The 18,782-nt window shown below is 71.9% G+C and carries 20 protein-coding genes and 1 pseudogene; 10 read left to right on the top strand and 11 right to left on the bottom strand.

Annotated features, from left to right (window positions below; translation table 11 throughout):
* Positions 1-164 precede the first annotated feature (164 nt).
* Both ACIQHQ_RS28170 and ACIQHQ_RS28165 read left to right on the top strand, forming a co-directional pair.
* On the top strand, positions 165-1,535 hold the full coding sequence (locus tag ACIQHQ_RS28170) for an NAD(P)/FAD-dependent oxidoreductase (protein WP_402616732.1): 1,371 nt from the start codon (positions 165-167) through the stop codon (positions 1,533-1,535).
* An 84-nt stretch (positions 1,536-1,619) separates the two neighbouring features.
* Complete coding sequence (locus tag ACIQHQ_RS28165; RefSeq protein ID WP_402616729.1) at positions 1,620-3,863, top strand: FUSC family protein; 2,244 nt, start codon at positions 1,620-1,622, stop codon at positions 3,861-3,863.
* A 31-nt stretch (positions 3,864-3,894) separates the two neighbouring features.
* Here ACIQHQ_RS28165 and ACIQHQ_RS28160 read toward each other — a convergent pair whose 3' ends face one another.
* The 6 genes from ACIQHQ_RS28160 to ACIQHQ_RS28135 form a co-directional block, all read right to left on the bottom strand.
* Positions 3,895-4,329 (bottom strand): hypothetical protein, encoded by a 435-nt coding sequence (locus ACIQHQ_RS28160; RefSeq protein WP_402616726.1) that lies wholly within the window; start codon positions 4,327-4,329, stop codon positions 3,895-3,897.
* A 28-nt stretch (positions 4,330-4,357) separates the two neighbouring features.
* Positions 4,358-5,194, bottom strand: a complete 837-nt coding sequence (locus tag ACIQHQ_RS28155; protein WP_402616723.1) for a DUF1206 domain-containing protein — start codon at positions 5,192-5,194, stop codon at positions 4,358-4,360.
* Positions 5,195-5,330: 136 nt separating this feature from the next.
* Complete coding sequence (locus ACIQHQ_RS28150) at positions 5,331-6,188, bottom strand: ANTAR domain-containing protein (RefSeq protein ID WP_402616720.1); 858 nt, start codon at positions 6,186-6,188, stop codon at positions 5,331-5,333.
* 120 nt (positions 6,189-6,308) lie between these two features.
* Positions 6,309-6,602, bottom strand: coding sequence for a DUF5133 domain-containing protein (locus ACIQHQ_RS28145; RefSeq protein WP_402616717.1), 294 nt, complete (start codon positions 6,600-6,602; stop codon positions 6,309-6,311).
* 29 nt (positions 6,603-6,631) lie between these two features.
* Positions 6,632-7,495, bottom strand: a complete 864-nt coding sequence (locus ACIQHQ_RS28140) for an RNA polymerase sigma factor SigF (protein ID WP_402616714.1) — start codon at positions 7,493-7,495, stop codon at positions 6,632-6,634.
* A 199-nt stretch (positions 7,496-7,694) separates the two neighbouring features.
* On the bottom strand, positions 7,695-8,129 hold the full coding sequence (locus ACIQHQ_RS28135) for an ATP-binding protein (protein WP_402616711.1): 435 nt from the start codon (positions 8,127-8,129) through the stop codon (positions 7,695-7,697).
* A 269-nt stretch (positions 8,130-8,398) separates the two neighbouring features.
* On the opposite strand from ACIQHQ_RS28135, the gene ACIQHQ_RS28130 reads away from it, so the two are divergent.
* The 3 genes and pseudogenes from ACIQHQ_RS28130 (at position 8,399) to ACIQHQ_RS28120 (ending at position 10,260) form a co-directional block, all read left to right on the top strand.
* On the top strand, positions 8,399-8,620 hold the full coding sequence (locus ACIQHQ_RS28130; protein WP_402616708.1) for a hypothetical protein: 222 nt from the start codon (positions 8,399-8,401) through the stop codon (positions 8,618-8,620).
* A gap of 147 nt (positions 8,621-8,767) precedes the next feature.
* A pseudogene (locus ACIQHQ_RS28125) lies at positions 8,768-9,537 on the top strand (ornithine decarboxylase); the annotation flags it as partial.
* A 267-nt stretch (positions 9,538-9,804) separates the two neighbouring features.
* The gene (locus ACIQHQ_RS28120; RefSeq protein WP_402616705.1) at positions 9,805-10,260 is read left to right on the top strand and encodes a cyclic nucleotide-binding domain-containing protein; all 456 of its coding nucleotides are present in this window, start codon (positions 9,805-9,807) and stop codon (positions 10,258-10,260) included.
* Between the two features lie 118 nt (positions 10,261-10,378).
* On the opposite strand, the gene ACIQHQ_RS28115 is transcribed toward ACIQHQ_RS28120, so the two are convergent.
* Positions 10,379-10,996: a LysE/ArgO family amino acid transporter gene (locus ACIQHQ_RS28115; protein ID WP_402616702.1), complete on the bottom strand. Its 618-nt coding sequence runs from the start codon at positions 10,994-10,996 to the stop codon at positions 10,379-10,381.
* Positions 10,997-11,065: 69 nt separating this feature from the next.
* Here ACIQHQ_RS28115 and ACIQHQ_RS28110 point away from each other — a divergent pair, with 69 nt between their 5' ends.
* Positions 11,066-11,965 carry a LysR family transcriptional regulator ArgP gene (locus tag ACIQHQ_RS28110; RefSeq protein WP_402616700.1) on the top strand — a complete coding sequence of 300 codons (900 nt, stop codon included), beginning with the start codon at positions 11,066-11,068 and terminating at the stop codon, positions 11,963-11,965.
* 11 nt (positions 11,966-11,976) lie between these two features.
* Here the strand turns inward: ACIQHQ_RS28110 and ACIQHQ_RS28105 are convergent, their stop codons facing one another.
* Complete coding sequence (locus tag ACIQHQ_RS28105) at positions 11,977-12,684, bottom strand: TetR/AcrR family transcriptional regulator (RefSeq protein WP_402616698.1); 708 nt, start codon at positions 12,682-12,684, stop codon at positions 11,977-11,979.
* 111 nt (positions 12,685-12,795) lie between these two features.
* Between ACIQHQ_RS28105 and ACIQHQ_RS28100 the strand changes: the two genes are divergently transcribed.
* Complete coding sequence (locus tag ACIQHQ_RS28100; RefSeq protein ID WP_402616695.1) at positions 12,796-14,013, top strand: saccharopine dehydrogenase family protein; 1,218 nt, start codon at positions 12,796-12,798, stop codon at positions 14,011-14,013.
* Positions 14,014-14,116: 103 nt separating this feature from the next.
* Positions 14,117-14,371, top strand: coding sequence for a WhiB family transcriptional regulator (locus ACIQHQ_RS28095; protein ID WP_283969151.1), 255 nt, complete (start codon positions 14,117-14,119; stop codon positions 14,369-14,371).
* A 340-nt stretch (positions 14,372-14,711) separates the two neighbouring features.
* Here ACIQHQ_RS28095 and ACIQHQ_RS28090 read toward each other — a convergent pair whose 3' ends face one another.
* Complete coding sequence (locus tag ACIQHQ_RS28090) at positions 14,712-15,155, bottom strand: DUF6098 family protein (RefSeq protein ID WP_402616692.1); 444 nt, start codon at positions 15,153-15,155, stop codon at positions 14,712-14,714.
* A gap of 153 nt (positions 15,156-15,308) precedes the next feature.
* Between ACIQHQ_RS28090 and ACIQHQ_RS28085 the strand changes: the two genes are divergently transcribed.
* Positions 15,309-15,659: a DUF488 domain-containing protein gene (locus tag ACIQHQ_RS28085; RefSeq protein ID WP_402616689.1), complete on the top strand. Its 351-nt coding sequence runs from the start codon at positions 15,309-15,311 to the stop codon at positions 15,657-15,659.
* A 22-nt stretch (positions 15,660-15,681) separates the two neighbouring features.
* Here ACIQHQ_RS28085 and ACIQHQ_RS28080 read toward each other — a convergent pair whose 3' ends face one another.
* Positions 15,682-17,355 (bottom strand): FAD-binding dehydrogenase, encoded by a 1,674-nt coding sequence (locus ACIQHQ_RS28080; protein ID WP_402616687.1) that lies wholly within the window; start codon positions 17,353-17,355, stop codon positions 15,682-15,684.
* A 17-nt stretch (positions 17,356-17,372) separates the two neighbouring features.
* A complete protein-coding gene (locus ACIQHQ_RS28075; protein ID WP_402616684.1) occupies positions 17,373-18,011 on the bottom strand; it encodes a TetR/AcrR family transcriptional regulator in 639 nt (212 codons plus the stop codon).
* 105 nt (positions 18,012-18,116) lie between these two features.
* Between ACIQHQ_RS28075 and ACIQHQ_RS28070 the strand changes: the two genes are divergently transcribed.
* Complete coding sequence (locus ACIQHQ_RS28070; RefSeq protein ID WP_402616681.1) at positions 18,117-18,740, top strand: alpha-ketoglutarate-dependent dioxygenase AlkB; 624 nt, start codon at positions 18,117-18,119, stop codon at positions 18,738-18,740.
* Positions 18,741-18,782 lie beyond the last annotated feature (42 nt).

Genomic DNA, 18,782 nt, shown 5'->3' with positions numbered 1-18,782 from the left:
TTTCGGCCACGGTGAGGGCATGGTGGTGATCGACGCGTTCGTCTGCCTGCCGCGTCCGACTGGTACGACGGCCGGACACACGGTGGGATCGAAAGGGTGCGAACCATCGATCCAGGGGCAGTCGGAAGGCGTTCGAGGCAGACCGCCTGGAGCCGCAGAAAGGGATGAACACCGTGACACGACCCAGGATCCTGGTGGTTGGCGCAGGCTTCGCCGGCGTGGAGTGCGTCCGCCGTCTGGAACGGAAACTCTCCCCGGACGAGGCCGACGTCACGTTGGTGACGCCGTTCGCCTACCAGCTCTACCTGCCGTTGCTCCCCCAGGTAGCCTCCGGCGTGCTGACGCCGCAGTCGATCGCCGTCTCGCTGCGGCGCAGCAAGAAATACCGCACGCGGATCATTCCGGGCGGCGCCATCGGCGTGGACCTGAAGTCCAAGGTCTGCGTCATCCGCACCATCACCGACGAGATCGTCAACGAGCCGTACGACTACATCGTGCTGGCGCCCGGCAGCATCACCCGCACCTTCGACATCCCGGGGCTGACGGACCACGCGTTCGGGATGAAGACCCTCGCCGAGGCGGCCTACATCCGTGACCACGTCATCTCACAGCTGGACCTGGCCGACGCGAGCCAGGACCCCGTGGAGCGGGCCTCCCGGCTGCAGTTCGTGGTGGTCGGCGGCGGTTACGCCGGCACCGAGACCGCGGCGTGCCTGCAGCGGCTGACGCACGCGGCGGTCAAGCGCTACCCGCGGCTGGACCCGAGTCTGATCAAGTGGCATCTGATCGACATCGCGCCGAAGCTGATGCCGGAGCTGGGCGACAAGCTCGGCAGCAGCGCGCAGCAGATCCTGCGCCGGCGCGGCATCGAGATCTCCCTGGGTACCTCCATCGCGAAGGCCGGTCCCGAGGAGGTCACCTTCACCGACGGGCGGGTGATCCCGACCCGCACGCTCATCTGGACCGCCGGCGTCGTGGCGAGCCCGCTCATCGCCACGCTCGGCGCGGAGACCGTCAAGGGACGGCTCGCGGTCGCCCCCGAGATGAACCTGCCGGGCGACGACGGCGTGTTCGCGCTCGGCGACTCGGCGGCCGTGCCCGACCTGGCCAAGGGGGACGGGGCCATGTGCCCGCCGACCGCGCAGCACGCCCTGCGGCAGGGCAGGCATGTCGCCGACAATGTCATCGCGTCGCTGCGTGGGCAGGCCATGAACCCGTACGTCCACAAGGACCTCGGGCTCGTCGTCGACCTCGGCGGCACCGACGCGGTCTCCAAGCCGCTGGGCGTGGAACTGCGCGGCCTGCCCGCCCAGGCCGTGGCCCGCGGCTACCACTGGTCGGCGCTGCGCACCAACGTGGCCAAGACGCGGGTGATGACGAACTGGCTGCTCAACGCGGTCGCCGGTGACGACTTCGTACGGACCGGCTTCCAGGCCCGCAAGGCCGCGCGGCTGAAGGACTTCGAGTACACCGACGCCTACCTGACGCCGGAACAGGTGCGGGAGCAGGTCGCGGGGTCGGGCCGGCCGCAGTAGGACCGTGCCGGACGGGAGCTCGCGCTCGTGGCGTGTCATGCTGAGATACGGATCTTGGTGTGAGTCGGGAGAGAGTGCGACGGAGTGAGGGCAGCGGGACGCGCGGTACGGGCACGTGTGCGGGACCGGATCGCGGCGTCCGACCCCGGGCTGCTGCGATTGACGGCCGGGTTGCGGACGGTCGGCGCGATCGCTCTCACCCTGGCCGTGCTCTCCCTGCTGCGGGCCGATGTGCACCTCCTGGTGGCGGGGGCCATGGCGGCGATGGTCGCCACCTTCGCCATCCGGGAGAAGCAGCCGGGCCCGCAGGCCGTGACACTGGCGCTGGGGCTGCCGGTGGCCCTGGTCTCGGTGTCCCTGGGTGCGGTCCTCAACGCGCGTCTGGTCGTCGGTGACGTCTTCTTCGTCGTCCTGATCTTCTGCGCGGTCTACGGCCGCCGGTTCGGCGACCGGGGCACCGCGCTCGGGCTGATCGGCTTCCAGGTCTACTTCCTGTCCCTGTTCGTCGGCGCCACCGTCTCCGCGCTGCCCGCGCTGTGCGGTGCCATGGCCCTGGCGTTCTGCTCCAGTGCCCTGGTGCGCTTCGCGATCGTGCCCGAGACACCCGTCGGCGTGCTGCGGCGCCTGCGCCTGGCCTTCCGCGCCCGGCTGGCCCAGCTGGTCACCGCGCAGCTCGAACTCCTCGACGCCCCCGCGGACGAGATGGACAAGGCGCTGGAGGCCGTGCGCGAGGGCACCGCACGGCTCCACGAGACGGCGATGATGATCCAGGGGCGGCTGGAGGAGGGCACTCCGGACGAGTCGGCGGCACGGCTGGTGCAGCGCAGGATCGCGGACGCCGAGATCGCCGCCGAGCGGCTCGGCCTGCTCCTGCTGACCGCCCGCAGCGCCGAACGGGCCGACACGCTCACCTTGCACCTGCCCGGCGCGCCCGCTCCGTCGGTGACCGGCCCTGCCGTGCCGGACGAGGCGGGTGCCACGCTCCGCCGTGACCTGCGGGCGCTGCACGCCCTGGTGCTGCGGGCCGGCAGCGGCGACACGGGCACCGGGCTGGCGCATGTGCGCAACCGGCTGCTCGGCTACCGGGACGAGGAGAACCTGCCGCCCGCGTCGGCCGCCGTCCAGGACGTCTTCCGCGGCATCGGCGAGTCGGCCCGCGCGGTGCTCGGGCTGCGGATCGCGCTGGACGGGCCGCAGGACGAGTCGGACGACACCCCCGCCACGGCCCGCTCCCGCGAGGAGCTGGACGCCGAGGACGCCGCGATCGACGGCGGCGGCGAGGAACCGGCGCAGGAGGAGCAGACGGGCCTGCGGCGGCCCACCACGCGGGCGGCCGTACAGGTCGCCGTCGGGTCCTCGCTGGCGATCGTCGGCGGCGAGCTGCTGTCCACGCAGCGCTGGTACTGGGCGGTGCTGACCTGCTGGATCGTTTTCCTGAACACCGCCTCGACGGGCGAGATCCTGGTCAAGGGCTACCGGCGGCTGCTGGGCACGGTGTTCGGGGTGGTGGCCGGCATCGTCCTGGCGGGACTGGTCGGCACACACACCTGGACGGCGTTCGCCCTGGTCCTGGTGCTGATCTTCGCCATGTTCTACACGGCGCCGTTGTCGTACACCCTGATGTCGTTCTTCGTCACCGCGATGCTGGGGTTGCTCTACACACTGCTGCACACCTACAGCCTTGATGTGCTCGTGCTGCGGGTCGAGGAGACGGCGCTCGGCGCGGCATGCGGGGTGGTGGCGGCGGCGCTGGTCCTGCCGGTGCGGACGGACCGCCGTACGAACGAACTGCTCGGCACCGTGCTGGAACGGCTGGCCGAGGTCACCGAGGCCGCGGTCGGCCAGCTCAGCGGCGGTCCGGCGGACGAGCTGCTCGACAAGGCACGTGACCTGGACCAGGCGCTGGCCGATCTGCGGGCCGCGACCCAGCCGCTGATGCATCCCGTCACGCCGCTGCGGACCCGGCGTCACACGGCCCAGTACGTGGTGGCCCTGCTGGAGACGTGCGCGTACCACGCGCGGACCCTGGCGGCGACCGCCGAGCTGCTGCCCACCCATCCCTCGATCGCGGCGGACCCGCGGCTGCGCGGGGCGGCCGGGCGCACGGTGCGCAACATCGGGACCATCGCGGCCCGGGTGGCCGACGAGCACGCGGACGCGCGCGTGGAGACCGGACCGAGCATCGCCTCGCTGCTGGGGTCCGACGCGGGAACGCCGCGCTACGGGCGGATCACCGACCGCGTGCTGCGGCATCTGGTGCGGCTGGACGAGGCCGTGGTGGGCCTCGCCCGGCCGCTGGGCGTGCCGGTGGCGGAGCCCAAGGCGTGAGCGCCGCGCCTGGAGTGAGAGGCGTTGCCCGTCAGAAGTCCGTGGGCAGCCCGCTCGCCTCGGCGATGCCCCGCAGTTCCTCGTTCTGCTTGTGCCGGTCCCGGATGTAGTCGGCTATCTCGCCGAGGCGGATCGGGTCGGACGCGGTGGTGGCGTCCGTGACGATTCTGACCGGGCCGGTGTCGTCGACGTCGAGTTCGACCACTTCGTTGTCCAGGCGGCCGGTGACGGCGGTGGCGATGACGAGGGCCACCTCGTCACGGACCTCCTGGGGGAGTTCGTCGTTGGCCCCGGAGTCGAGCGCGAAGTCGAGGCTGGACAGGCGTTCCTCTTCGATCGCCTCGAGGACGGGTTCCACCGCCCGCATCAGAAGGCGGTAGTCCTCCGTCTCCATCCGGATGCGCAGGAGATCCAGGTACATGTCCACGGGCCGGCCATCGCCATGCGGAATCTCGGAATCGCTCATGGGCATCGTGTTCCCCACCCGACGCGACTCAGACGCGCCGCCACCGGGCCATGGCGAAGGAGAACACTCCGAACAGCACCAGCCCGGCCGCGACGCAGACCAGCAGCCAGGGGCCGAGCGGCGTTTCGGCGAGGGAGCGCAGGGTGTCGTCCAGGCCCTTGGCCCTGTCCGGTTCGTAGTCGACGGCGGCGCGGACGGCGAAGACGCCGGCCACCGCGAAGACCAGACCGCGGGCGGCGCCACCGGCCACGCCCGTGACGTCCACCAGTTGCCGCGTACGGTGGCTCATCTGCCCCAGCCGGAGCTTGTCGTGGTACTTGCGCATCACCGCGCGTACGGCGATCCAGCCGCCGGCCACCACGATCGCGATGCCGGCGGCCCCGACCAGCCACTGCCCGGCGGGTATCTCCAGAATCCTGGCGGTGGCGTCCCGGGACTGCTGGTCGCTGTTCCCGCCGCTCTCGTGGCGGCTGATCGCGAACGACAGCACCGAGTAGGCGACGAAGACGTAGAACGCGAAGCGGGCCGTCGCCATCAGCCGCTTGCGTGCGCTGCGGCCGTCCTTGCCGATCGAGCCGAAGAGCGCCTCGGACAGCCGCCACAGAGCCATGCCGACGAGCCCGATGCCCAGCGCCCACAGCAGCACCGCACCGAACGGCTGCTGCGCCAGTTCCTGCAGGGCTCCCCCGCGGTCGGCCTGTCGGCCGGTATCGCCGAAGGCGATCTGCAGGGCCAGTGCCCCGACGAGCAGATAGATCACGCCCCGGGCGGCGAAACCGGCCCGTGCCGCCCCCTCGGTCATCGAACCCCGTGCCATCCGCCGGGCCCGGAACCGACCGCTCTGTGCCATCGCACTCGTGTTCATATCGACCTCCCGGGTGTCCGGATGCCCCGGGTCGGCGTCCACACACCCGGCACAGCTCCCGGACCAGCGCATTCCGCTTCGCGGCCGAAGGCTGGGCCCCTCCCGGCGGCATGGTTGCGTCCCTTCCGCCACGGGCTCAGGACCGCCGGAACCTCGATCCGCGGCCGGCGCAGCCGAGGGCGTGCAGGTGCTCCAGGGCGTCCAGGACCACCGTGCGGTCGTGCCAGGCGAGCCAGCGGCCCGCCTGGCCGCCGATGGCGTCGAGGGCCTTCTTCTGGGTCGTCGTCAGGCCGTTGAGGGGCCGGTCCATGTGGGCCGACACCATGCCGACGCAGAGCCCGGACTCGGTGGTCAGCGGGACGCTGTGACAGGCCCTGCTGCCTGCCGCGAGGATGGCCCTGCGGGCCGGTTCGGTGAACACCGGGTCGCTCTCCACCTCGCGCACCGTGACCTGGGAGACGTCACGCGCGGCCTGCGCACAGGACGTGCCGTCCTCACCGACATGGGCGAAGAAGTCGACGAAGTCGGCCGTGAGGCCGGTGTGCTGCTCGATGCGCAGGCCTCCCCGTGCCCGGTCGGGGAGCTGCACGTTGCCCATGTCGGTGCCGGTCACCAGCAGGGTCGAACGCAGCACGGCCTTGAGGACGGCGCCGCGGCTGCCGGAGCCGGACCGGTGCGCCTGCGTGAAGGTCAGAGCGGGTTCCGGTCCGCGGACGCGCTCCGGGAACCACAGCGTGTCCTGCCCGTCCGGGCGGGGCGCCGTCACCAGGACGTCGGCCAGGGTGCGCAGTTTGACGTTGTATCGCTGTGAGGCCCTCTGCATCAGCGCGAAGGCACTGTCGGCGTCGGGCAGCGTGTAGCGCTCCTGCAGAATGCCCTGTGCCTGCGAGATCAGCGGGCGCACGCGGGCCCGGGCCCGCAGGTCGCGTACCTCGGCTCGCAGGCGCTCCAGCTCGCCGTCGTCGGCGGCCGCGGCCCGCCCGGTTGTGGACATGGGTCTCCTGGGTCTCCTGGTGTGCGTGGCGGGACCAGGACGGGCCCGGCCGCGGCTTCCGCCGTCGACCGGGCCCTTGTCCTGCCTCGTCTTCCCTGTCGTGTCAGTGGCACACGCGGATCATGCGGGCTCCGTGGCCGGCATCCGCTGTCCGGCCGTGGCCGCAGCGGGTTCGTGCAGTACGGCCCTCGCCGCGGCGGGTTCGCGGACCGGTGCGGGTGCGGTCGCGAGCCACTGGTGGGCGGCTTCCAGGGCGCGCTTGACGTCCCGGGTGCCGGTGGACACGCACAGCGTGTACGCCAGGTCGCGCGCTCTGGAGTTCAGCTCCGCCGGTCCGCCGACGGCCTCGGCGGCGGCCAGGGCCTCGTACTCGTCGACGAGTCGGCGCAGCACGGCGGGATGGGGCCTCAGCATGGTCGTTTGCTCCTCGTGGGGTCGGATGGTCAGGCCGTGGTGGAGGGGCCGCCGCTTCCCCGGGTGCCCGTCCGCTGCCCGAGGACCTCATCGCGCACACGGGCGCAGCTGCGGCTGATGAGGCGGGAGACGTGCATCTGGGAGATGCCGAGGTGGTCGGCGATGCGGCTTTGGGTCATGTCCTCGAAGAAGCGCATGTAGAGGATGGCCCGTTCGCGTTCGGGCAGCCGGCGCAGGCCTTCCTTGGCGGACTCGCGGTCCACGACGACGTCGTAGGACGAGTCGGCCGCGCCGAGGGTGTCCGCGAGGCTGTAGCCGTCGTCGTCGGCCGAGAGCTCGGCGTCCAGCGACAGGGTGCTGAAGCTGTCCAGGGCCTCGAGCCCGGCGTTGACCTCTTCCTCGGTCAGGCCGGTGTGGGTGGCGATGTCCGCCACGGAGGGCTCGGGGCTGCCCGGGTTCTGGGTGAGTTCGCGGCGTGCCACCCGCACCTTGTTGCGCAGTTCCTGGACACGGCGGGGGACTCGCAGGGCCCACATGCGGTCCCGGAAGTGCCGCTTGACCTCACCGGTGATGGTGGGGACGGCGTAGCTTTCGAAGGCGCCCCGGCTCGGGTCGAACCGGTCGATGGCCTTGACCAGGCCCAGCGCCGCGACCTGCCGGAGATCCTCGATCGACTCTCCGCGGTCGCGGAAGCGGCCGGCGATGCGGTGGGCCATGGGCAGCCACAGGGTGACCAGTTCGTCGCGGACGGCGTCCCGCTCGGGACCATCCTCCAGCTCCGCCATCCGGGTGAACAGGGCGGCGGTGTCGGGGGCGTCGTCGTGACGGCGCCGGGAAGCGGTGGTCGTCGTTTCGGGCGTGCCGGGACGATGGGTGGGCGTTTCGATGAGCATGCGGATTCGCTCCTGAACGGTGGTTTCAGGGACTGACCGCGGGAAGGTCGCTGCCCGGATGTGCCTGGACGGCCTCCGGGGCAGTCATACCGCTCCCGCTGGCGCGCCTCCGGTCCGAAGCACGAAACTGCGTCTGCCCTAGCCCCGGTGGAACAAACTCCGCTTTGCTGAGCAATCTGTCGGGCGCCGGTTCAGGACGTCAGGACAAGGGCACGACGGCGGTGATGCACTTGCCCCCGGCGGGCAGATCCGACACCCGGACGTCGCGGGCGAGCCGGCAGACGATGGGCCACCCGTGGCCGCCGTGCCGCAACCGTCCGTGCGCGTCGGTGCGGGGCGCGGTCACGGGCAGCGCGTCACTGCGGTCGCTCACCGAGACGCGCACACCGGGACCGTCGACGTCCACCTGGAAGTCGGTGACACCGCCCCCGTGCAGGATCGCGTTGGTTGTCAGCTCGGAGGCGACGAGCAGCGCGTCGGAGAGGGCAGCGGTGTCGCACGGTATGTGGGTGGCCCGGCAGCGCTCGGCGACGGCTCGCTCTACCGCCCGGCGCGCCTCGGCGGGTTTGGCCGGCCGGGCACGGTGGCCGCCGGGCGGCTCGAAAACGGATTCGATCATGTGCTCCTCGCACATACTGCAGCTCCCTGTCAGCACAAACGGATGCCGGGCCCGGATCGCGTCGCCATGGCCGCCCGCACCGGACTGCCCGGGGTCGGCGGACCCGTTGCCCTCTTCGACCTGCCGCGGCGTTCCGGGCGCGCACCGCGCAAGCGCCGCGGTCGTACTGAACGGCTCACCTCTCCACGCACCTGCAAACCTCGGATACGCCCGAAAGGCCCGAAACACCTCCGGCGGCCATGAGTCGGTGCCATCTCCCCGCGCTGAACGGGTACGCGGTGTGCATGACCGATGTGGTGGATTCAGACGAGTTGCTGCGGCGCATCCAGCGTGCGAGGGAGTGCGCGGTCCAGGAGGAACACACGTGGCGGACCAAGAGCGAGGAGCTGGACGCGACCGACCCCCAAGGGGCCCGGGACGCGACGGTACGGCGGATGTCCTACGAGGCGGTGCTGCGGGTGCTGGACGAGATCGTGGCCCCTGGCTCACACGCGCCCCGGGGCTGACCGGGTGACGGCCTGCGCCCGGAGGCTGACCGGGTGACGGCCTGCGCCCGGAGGCTGACCGGGTGACGGCCGGCGCCCGGGCGGCCCGGGTGACGGCCGGCGCTCGGGCGGCCGGGCCGGACTGCCCGGGCACACGCAGGGAACCCGGTGCAGGGCGATCTGGTGCCGCCGGAGCTGCTGGGGATGCGCGCGGATCTGCTGGGCACGACCAGTCCCTCGGTGTTGATCTACGCGGGTCTGGACGGCTGGCGGCGGCAGATGGCGCTGCACGGCGAGGAACTGATGGGCGTGCGCTGGACCTGGTGGCCGACGTCCGGGCCGCCATCGAGGAGATCGACGGCCTGCACGTCAACGACCGGGACGACTTCTGCGGTCCGGGGCTGTCCGACGACCTCGACCCGCTGCCCGGCGTCGTCGACCTCACCGGACTCGGGATCACGGGCTTCCAGGCGGCGGACTGGCTGCGCGAGCACCGGCACATCGACGCGCATCTGGTCGACCACCGCCGGATCGGCGCGCGGATCACGCACGGCGACGACCGGGAGACCACCGGGCAGCTGCTGGAGGCGTTGCGGGACCTCGCGCGGGTCGCGCCGGACCTGCCCCGGGCGCCGCTGGTGGAGGTGCCCTCGCCCGCGGAGCTGCGGATGGAGCAGGCGGCGATGCCCCGTGACGCGTTCTTCGGCCCGGCCGAAGCCGTGCCGGTGGCCGAGGCGGCCGGGCGGATCGCGGCCGAGATGATCACGCCGTATCCTCCCGGCATCCCCGCGGTCCTGCCCGGCGAGCGCCTGACCGAGCCGGTGCTGGCCTATCTGCGCACGGGGCTGGACGCGGGCATGCATCTGCCCGACCCCGAGGACCCCGGGCTGGAGAAGGTCCGGGTCCTCGCCGAGAACCCGCAAGGCTCCGGAAAGTGAAACAGGTCACGCAACCGGGTTTGGGGTGGCGAGCACACCCCCTGGATGGTTTACCGTTCATTCATACGTGGTGACGGAGTGGACCCCCCGCCCTCCGTGCGCCACTGCTAACGGCCCTGGCTGGTTTCCCCCGTCCAGCCAGGGCTTTCTCATGCCCGGGCGGCCTGTCGGAAGAAGTCCCCTACGCCGAGGTGCCCAGGGCCCCGGCAGCGGCTGAAATGGGCTTAGGGACAGCACCGCAGTCGACCGCCCGGCGAGGAGCCCCGCATGACCAAAGCGATCAAACTCCTGACCGCTCTGCCTCCGCCCCAGCGGCAGCGTCTGATGACGCTCGCCCGGGAGGTGTCCTTCCCCGAGGACGCCCGCATCTTCGAGGCGGACGGCCCGGCCGACCGCTTCTGGGTCATCCGCTCCGGTGCCGTCTCCCTGGACCAGCAGGTGAACTCCCTGCAGCGGGTGACCGTGGCCAGCCTCGGCGCGGGCGACCTGCTCGGCTGGTCCTGGCTGTTCCCGCCCTACACCTGGGACTTCGGCGCGGTGGCGTTCAGCCCGGTGCGGGCTTACGAGTTCGACGCGGGGGCCGTGCTGGCGCTGTGCGAGGACGACCCGGAGCTGGGGATGATGCTGGTGCGCAACGTCGCCGAGGTGCTCGCTCACCGGCTGGAGATGACCCGGGGCAAGCTGATGGAGCAGTACACGCTGCATCGGCGCGGGGTTCTGTGAGACGCCGGACGCGGTAGCGGAGGAGCACCGGTACGGCGGCGGCCAGGACCGGCATCCTCGATGCTCGCTTTTCGGGCGGGATCACCGTCGCACCAGGCCGTCGGCCCGCCGGCCGGTCTCAGCTTCCGGTGATCAGCGCGGTGCCGAGCACGATCATGGTGGCGGCGACCAGGCCGTCCAGGATCCGCCAGGCCGCGGGCTCGGCGAGGAACCGGCCGAGCAGCCGGGCGCCGAAGCCGAGGGCGGTGAACCAGCACAGACTGGCCAGCACCGCTCCGAGGCCGAACGTCCAGCGCAGTGACCCGTGGTCGGCGGCGACGGAGCCCAGCAGGAACACGGTGTCGAGGTAGACATGCGGATTGAGCCAGGTCATCGCCAGGCAGGTGAGCACGGCCCCGCGTACGGATCCGGCCGCCTCCCCCTCGCTGCGCAGCGCCTCGCCGCCGGGCCGGAACACCCGGCGGGCGGCCAGGGCGCCGTAGCCCAGCAGGAACGCGCCGCCGGTCCAGCCGACCACCCTCAGCGCCTCCGGCCACTTCACCACCACGGCGCCGACCCCACCGACCCCGAGCGCGATGAGCGCCGCGTCCGACAGGGCGCAGATGGCGACCACGGCGAGGACTGCCTGACGGCGGACGCCCTGGCGCAGGACGAAGGCGTTCTGGGCGCCGATGGCGACGATGAGGGACAGTCCGGTGCCGAAACCGGCGGCGCCGGCGGTGAAGGTGCTGGTCATGGCGTCGACGCTACGGACACGATCGATCAGGGTCCAGCTAAAGATTCTTACGTATCATTAGCTCGCGTGATGACGACCGATCTCCCGCTGGACCAGGTGCGGACCCTGCTCGCCGTCGTGGACGAGGGCACCTTCGACGCGGCCGCGGCCGCGCTGCATGTGACGCCGTCGGCGGTCAGCCAGCGCGTGAAGGCGCTGGAGCAGCGCACGGGCCGGGTCCTGCTGCTGCGGACCAAGCCCGTACGTCCGACGGAGTCGGGCGAGGTGCTGGTCCGGCTGGCCCGCCAGGTGGCACGGCTGGAGCACGACGCCTACGCGGAGCTAGGGCTGAGCGGTGCCGGGGACCCGATCCGGGTGTCGGTCGCGGTGAACGCGGACTCGCTGGCCACCTGGTTCCTGCCCGTGCTCTCCCGCGTGCCGCCGGAGCCCCGGCTCTGCTTCGAGCTGCGCCGCGAGGACGAGGACCACACCGCGGCACTGCTGCGCGAGGGCGCGGTGATGGCCGCGGTGACCTCCTCGCGGGACCCCGTGCCCGGCTGTTCCGTGCGCGCGCTCGGCCGGATGCGCTACCTCCCGGTGGCCGCACCGGACTTCGCCGCCCGCCATCTGACAGGGCCCCTGGCGCGGGTGCTGCCGCAGGTGCCCGTGGTGGTCTTCGACCGGCGCGACGACTTCCAGGACGGCTTCGTCCACGGCCTCACCCGGGGGCGGAGCGCGGCGAGTGCGCTGCGCACCTACGTGCCGACGTCGGAGGGTTTCGTCGAGGCCGTCGCCGCCGGACTGGGCTGGGGCCTGGTGCCGGAGGCCCAGGCGGAACCCCTGCTGCGCGACGGCCGGCTCGTCCGCGTCGCCCCGGGCCGCACGGTCGACGTACCGCTGTACTGGCAGCAGTGGAAGCTCGACTCGCCGGCGCTGGCACAGGTGGCGGAGACAGTGACGGAGGCCGCGGCCGAAGCCCTGCGCACCTGACGCCGGCCCGTTCAGGCCCTGATGTCCGCCAGCCGGGCCGCCGCGCTGTCCAGCAGCATCTCCAGAGCCGTCGGGTAGGCACTGGTGAGCATGCGGCTGGCGAGCAGGGGCGCCGCCTCGGCGATGCGGGGATGGGTGGTGGCGGGCAGGCGGGCGTACGTCGAGCGCCACATGTCCTCGTCGGCGTGGAGCGAGTCGCTGGGCAGGGCCAGTGAGGCGGCGTCCAGCGCGGCGAAGGCCAGGGTCTGGTCGATGAAGGCGTGGTAGATGCGCACGGTGTCGGGCAGGGGGAAACCGGCCGTGCGCAGCACGTCCAGGACGGCCTCGTCGGCGGCCAGCTCGTGGGCCCGGCCCGTGACGCGGTTCGTGGTCAGCAGGGCGGCCTGGGGATGGGCGAGATACGCCGCGTGGATGCGCAGCCCGAAGGCCCGCAGATCCGCCCGCCACTCCCCCGTGGGCCGCCATCCCTCCAGCGCCTGGCCGATGAGGGCGTCGCCGATGGCGAGGGTCAGGTCGTCCATGCCCCGGAAGTACCGGTAGAGCGTGCTCGGATCCGCGTCCAGGGCGAGGCCCAGCCGGCGGGCGGTCAGACCCGCGCTGCCGTGTTCGCGGAGCATCCGCAGCGCGGTCTCGACGATCAGCTCTTCGGACAGCACGGTGCCGCTCTTGGTGGGCCTGCGCCGGCGGCGCTTCCCCTCGGGCACCACGGGCTTGGGCACGACGTCTCCCTCCGGGCGTCCTTATGCCAACGCCATTGACCTTATGACACGGGGCGGCGTTGTATCTCCTCAAGGACGCGTCACGTTCTTCGCAAATAGGGAGTTTCTGTCATGCGTGTACTGCTTGTGGGTGCCGGCGGGGTGGGCGGGGCGATCGCCAAGATCGCCGCTCGGCGGCCGTTCTTCGAGGCCATGGTGGTGGCCGACTACGACCCCGGCCGGGCCGAGTCGGCGGTGGCCGCGCTGGGCGGCGACGCGCGCTTCACGGCCGAGCAGGTGGACGCGGGTGACGAGACGGCCGTGGCCCGCCTGCTCGCCCGGCACCGGTGCGACGTCCTCCTCAACGCCACCGACCCCCGCTTCGTGATGCCCCTGTTCCGCGCGGCCCGGGCCACGGGCGTCACGTATCTCGACATGGCGATGTCGCTGTCCCGCCCGCACGCCGAGCGGCCCTACGAGGAGTGCGGGGTGAAGCTCGGCGACGAGCAGTTCGCGCGGGCCGCCGACTGGGAGAAGGAGGGGCTGCTCGCGCTCGTCGGCATGGGCGTGGAGCCGGGCCTGTCGGATGTCTTCGCCCGGTACGCCGCCGACGAGCTCTTCGACGAGATCGAGGAGATCGGCATCCGCGACGGCGCGAACCTGACCGTCGACGGCTACGACTTCGCGCCCTCCTTCAGCATCTGGACCACCATCGAGGAGTGCCTGAACCCGCCGGTCGTCTACGAGAGCGGCCAGGGCTGGTTCACCACCGAGCCGTTCAGCGAGCCCGAGGTCTTCGACTTCCCCGAGGGCATCGGCCCGGTCGAGTGCGTGAACGTCGAGCACGAGGAGGTCCTGCTCGTCCCGCGCTGGGTGGACGCCCGCCGGGTGACCTTCAAGTACGGCCTGGGCCGGGAGTTCGTCGAGACGCTGAAGACGCTGCACCTGCTGGGCCTGGACCGTACCGACCCGGTGAGCGTGCCCGGGCCGGACGGTCCGGTGGCGGTCTCGCCCCGGGATGTGGTCGCGGCGTGCCTGCCCGATCCGGCGACGCTGGGCGAGCGGATGCACGGCAAGACGTGTGCGGGGACCTGGGTGCGGGGGTTGAAGGACGGCGAGCCGCGTGAGGTGTACCTGTACCACGTGGTCGACAACCAGTGGTCCATGGCGCAGTACGGGTCGCAGGCGGTGGTGTGGCAGACGGCGGTGAACCCGGTGGTCGCGCTCGAACTCCTCGCCACCGGTGGCTGGTCCGGCACGGGCGTGCTCGGCCCGGAGGCCTTCCCGGCCCGGCCCTTCCTCGACCTGCTGACGGACTACGGTTCACCCTGGGGAATGCGGGAGCAGTGAACCACTGTCCGGGAACGCCCTGTTTCACCGAGCATCGACAGGTGACCCGCAAGGGAGCATGCTTCCGAAAGAGCACGTTTCTACTGCGATGCAGGTGACTTCGATGGACAACTGGCGAGACCACGCTGCCTGTCGGCACGAGGACCCCGAGCTCTTCTTCCCGATCGGCACCTCCGGGCCGGCTCTGCTCCAGACGGAGCAGGCCAAGGCCGTGTGCCGACGGCGCTGCCCCGTGCAGGAGCAGTGTCTGCAGTGGGCACTCGACACGGGCCAGGCCATCGGTGTCTGGGGCGGGACGAGCGAGAACGAACGGCGCGCACTGAAGCGCCGGGCAGCGGCGCGGCGCCGCTCCGGCTGACGCCGGCCGCCGCTCGGGCCCGGGTCTACCGTTCGGATCAGGTCGCGGTGAATCGGCGGTGCTTCTCCACGCCGGTGAGCGGGGCCTGGCGCGTGCGGCTGCGAGGCGGAGGAGGGAGCCGGCGCGAAGCGTCGGTGACCGACGACGACGCCGCAGATGCGCGCGCCAAGCCCCGCGTCCGCGACCTGATCCGAACGACAGGCCCTAGCCGCGGCGCAGCGGCCCCACGGGTTCTCCTGCCCGGCCACAGGGAGCCGGCGCGAAGCGTCGGTGACCGACGACGACGCCGCGGATGCGCGCGCCAAGCCCCGCGACCGCGACCTGATCCGAACGACAGGCCCTAGCCGCGGCGCAGCGGCCCCCACGGGTTCTCCTGCCGGGCCACCTCGCCCTTCGCCTCGTCGATGACCTGCTGGTCGATCCAGCACATCGGCCGGACGTCGGCGACCAGCGGTTCGTTGTCCGGTCCGCGGGCGGCCTCCCGCCCGGCGAGTACCCAGGGGTGCACGCCCGGGCCCTTGTCGTGCGGCAGATGGGCGTAGTCGTGCAGCCGGCGGGCCACCCATACCCGGACCGGCCGGTCCTGCCACCACGCCTCGACGCCGAGCGGGTTGGCGGACAGGCCCGGCAGGGACACGCCGGTCAGGTCGTCGGTGCTGGACGCCTTGCGGAGATCGATCTCCGGCCCACGCGACCAGCGGACGTACAGACCCCGGTGCCGTTCCACGAGCTCGGCGAGTTCGTCGAGAGTGCGCACGACCGGCAGGTCGTCCCGTGCACTCATGCCAGGACCTCCTTCCTCGACGCTGCCAGGCGATCGGAGTACCCACCCGGCACGAGCGGAACCGGCCGTTCGGCACCGGGCGGTGCCGGGCTCCGGCCCCCGGCCGGGGTTACGCTCGCGGCACACCCGTACCACCGCGGAGACGAGCCGAACATGAGCGTGCGCGTGCGCCGTGTCTACGACCCCGTAGAGCCGGAGGACGGGGTGCGGGTCCTGGTCGACCGCTTGTGGCCGCGCGGACTGGCGAAGGAGGCGGCACGGGTGGACGAGTGGCCGAAGGCGATCACCCCGTCCACCGAGCTGCGCCGCTGGTACCACGCGGGTGAGGGCTCGTACGAGGAGTTCGCCGAGCGGTACGAGGCGGAGCTCGCCGCCGACGAGGCCGCCCACACCCTCGACGGCGTGCGTGACCTCGTCCGCACGGGTGATGTGACGCTGCTGACCTCGTCCAGGACGCCGGAGCGAAGTCACGCCTCGGTGCTGGCCCGCCTCCTGCAAGGGTGAGGAAACAGGCCGTGACAGGAGGTCAGGCGGTCTGCTCGGCCGCCGCCCGCCCTGCCGCCCGCCCCGAGAAGAGGCAGCCGCCGAGGAAGGTGCCCTCCAGGGCGTTGTAACCGTGCACACCGCCGCCGCCGAATCCGGCGACCTCGCCGGCCGCGTACAGCCCCTCGACCGGCTTGCCGTCGGTCCCGAGGGCCCGGGAGTCGAGGTCGGTCTGGATGCCGCCGAGCGTCTTGCGGGTGAGGATGTGCAGCTTGACGGCGATCAACGGGCCGGCCGCCGGGTCGAGAACACGGTGCGGGGTGGCGACCCGGCCGAGGCGGTCGCCGATGTAGCGGCGGGCGTTGCGCATGCCCTGCACCTGGGCGTCCTTGGCGTACGGGTTGGCGATCTGCAGGTCCCGCGCCTCGATCTGTCGCTTGATCGCGGCCGCGTCGAGGAGCGGCTCGTCGGTGAGCTCGTTCATCTTCGCCACGAGCTGTTCGATGCTCGACGCGGTCACGAAGTCGGCGCCCTTGCGCAGGAACGCGTCGACCGGTCCGGGCGCGCCCTTGCCGAGAATGCGCTCCTTGAGGAATCCGGCCCGGTCCTTGGCGGTGATGTCGGGGTTCTGCTCGGAGCCCGACAGCGCGAACTCCTTCTCGATGATCTTCTGCGTGAGGATGAACCAGGAGTGGTCGTACCCGGCGATGTCCTCGGTGGTGCGCAGGTGCTTGAGGGTACCGAGCGTGTCGTAGCCGGGCAGGCAGGGGCCGGGCAGGCGGCGGCCGAGGGCGTCGAACCACAGGGAGGACGGCCCGGGCAGGATGCGGATGCCGTGGCCGGGCCAGATCGGGTCCCAGTTCTGCAGGCCCTCGGTGTAGTGCCACATGCGGTCGCGGTTGACCAGCCGGACGCCCGCCTCGGCGCTGATGTCGAGCATCCGCCCGTCGACGTAGGCGGGGACGCCGGTGACCATCTCGCGGGGCGGGGTGCCGAGGCGTTCGGGCCAGTGGCGGCGGACGATGTCGTGGTTCGCTCCGATGCCACCGCTGGTGACGATGACGGCCTGGGCGGTGAGTTCGAACTCGCCGACGGCGTCGCGGCTGGAGGCGACGCCGCGGGGCGCGGGGTCCTCGGCCAGGACGGTGCCGCGCACACCGCGAGCGGTGCCGCCCTCGACGACGAGTGCGTCGACGCGGTGGCGGTGGTGGAAGGTGAGCAGGCCGTCACGGGCGGCCTGCCGGGCGTAGCGCACGAACGGTTCGACGACGCCGGTGCCGGTGCCCCAGGCGATGTGGAAACGGGGCACGCTGTTGCCGTGCCCGTGCGCCGTCAGGTCGCCGCGCTCGGCCCAGCCGACGGTGGGGAGGAACGTGATGCCGTGCCCGTCGAGCCAGGACCGCTTCTCCCCCGCCGCGAATTCCACATAGGCACGCGCCCAGCGCACGGCCCAGGAGTCCTCGTCCTCCAGCCGGTCGAAGCCGGCGCTGCCCCGCCAGTCGTTCCAGGCGAGGTCGAAGGAGTCCTTGATGCCCAGGCGTCGCTGCTCCGGCGAGCCGACGAGAAACAGGCCGCCGAAGGACCAGAAGGCCTGTCCGCCGAGGTTGCCCGCGTTCTCCTGCTCGACGAGGGCGACCCGCCGGCCCCTGCTGGTCAGTTCGTGCGCCGCGACCAGACCGGCGAGGCCCGCTCCGACGACGATGACATCGGCATCCATGGCGACCGTTCCCTTCTTCAGTTCTTCGTGTGATCGAGGGTGCCGCTGCCATCGGTCAGCAGGGCCGTGAGCAGTTGCTTCAGCCAGGCGCGGGCGTGCTCCAGGTCCCGGTCCAGCAGCAGTTGCGTGGTGACGCCGTCGTACGCGGCGACCACGGCGCGGGCGGCGCCGTCGGTGTCGCCCAGGACGGCCGGCAGCGCGGTGTGCCCGCGGGCCCGGCCGAGCCGGTCGGCGATCGCCCGACGCAGCCGCGCGCGGTGTTCGAGCAGGCTCCGTGCCACCTCCGGGTCGCGGGCCGCGTGGACGAGGAAGTCCGTCTTCACCAGGAGCCAGTCGCGGTCGAGGAGCAGCACGCCGGTGACGCGGTCCACGGCGGCCGGCACGTCGAGGTCCGGCCCGTCGAGGGCGAGGGCACCGGACACCTGCTCCGCGATCAAATCGGCCCGCTCGCGGTAGAGGGCGAAGAACAGCTCGTCGAGGCTGGAGAAGTTGGAGTAGAAGGCGCCCCTGCTGTAGCCGGCGGCCTCGCAGACCTCCTCGATCGAGACGTGCCCGAAGCCTTTGGCCGCGAACACGGAGAACGCCGCGGCCAGCAAGTTGGCGCGGGTGTGGACACGACGCCTGGTCACGCGCCCGGTACTGCCTCCGGCAACCATGTCCGGCCCCCCTTTCGATACAGGACTGTATTGGATACACCGGTGTATCGAAAGAGGCGGGTTTTCGATGGAACATGTTTTCGATTTGGGAGGTAGGCTGGCCGTGTGCACCTGCAAGGCTCCCTCTTCGACCAAGCCGACGAGCTGCGTCTCGGTCCGCTGGACGGGGTCAGCCGGACCCACCTCGGCTTCGGCGCCTGGCTCGACGTGCTGCCCGGGTGGCTCAGCGGCTCGGACGTACTGTTCGAACAGCTGGCCGCGGAGGTTCCGTGGCGGGCGGAGCGGCGCACGATGTACGACACCGTGGTCGACGTCCCCCGCCTGCTGGCGTTCTACGGCGTGGACGACCGGCTGCCGCACCCGGTGCTGGCCGACGCGCGGGACGAGTTGAGTGCCCACTACGGCGAGGAGCTGGGCGAGCCGTTCACCACGGCCGGGCTGTGCTACTACCGCGACGGCCGGGACAGTGTCGCCTGGCACGGCGACCGGATCGGGCGCGGAGCGCACGAGGACACCATGGTCGCCATCCTGTCCGTGGGAGCGCCCCGGGACCTGCTGCTGCGCCCGGTGCGAGGCGGCCGGGACACGGTGCGCCGGCCGCTGGGACACGGAGACCTCGTCGTGATGGGCGGCTCCTGCCAGCGCACCTGGGAGCACTCCGTCCCCAAGAGCACCCGGGCGACGGAGCCGCGCATCAGCATCCAGTTCCGCCCGCACGGCGTGCGCTGACGGCGGACCGAACGACCCCGCCGCGCGGCCCGGTTCAGGCGG

The sequence above is a fragment of the Streptomyces sp. NPDC092370 genome (assembly GCF_044755265.1).
In the GTDB taxonomy this organism is placed as follows: domain Bacteria; phylum Actinomycetota; class Actinomycetes; order Streptomycetales; family Streptomycetaceae; genus Streptomyces.
Note: the sequence above shows the minus strand (reverse complement) of the source record. Positions and strands in the feature narration are given on the sequence as shown.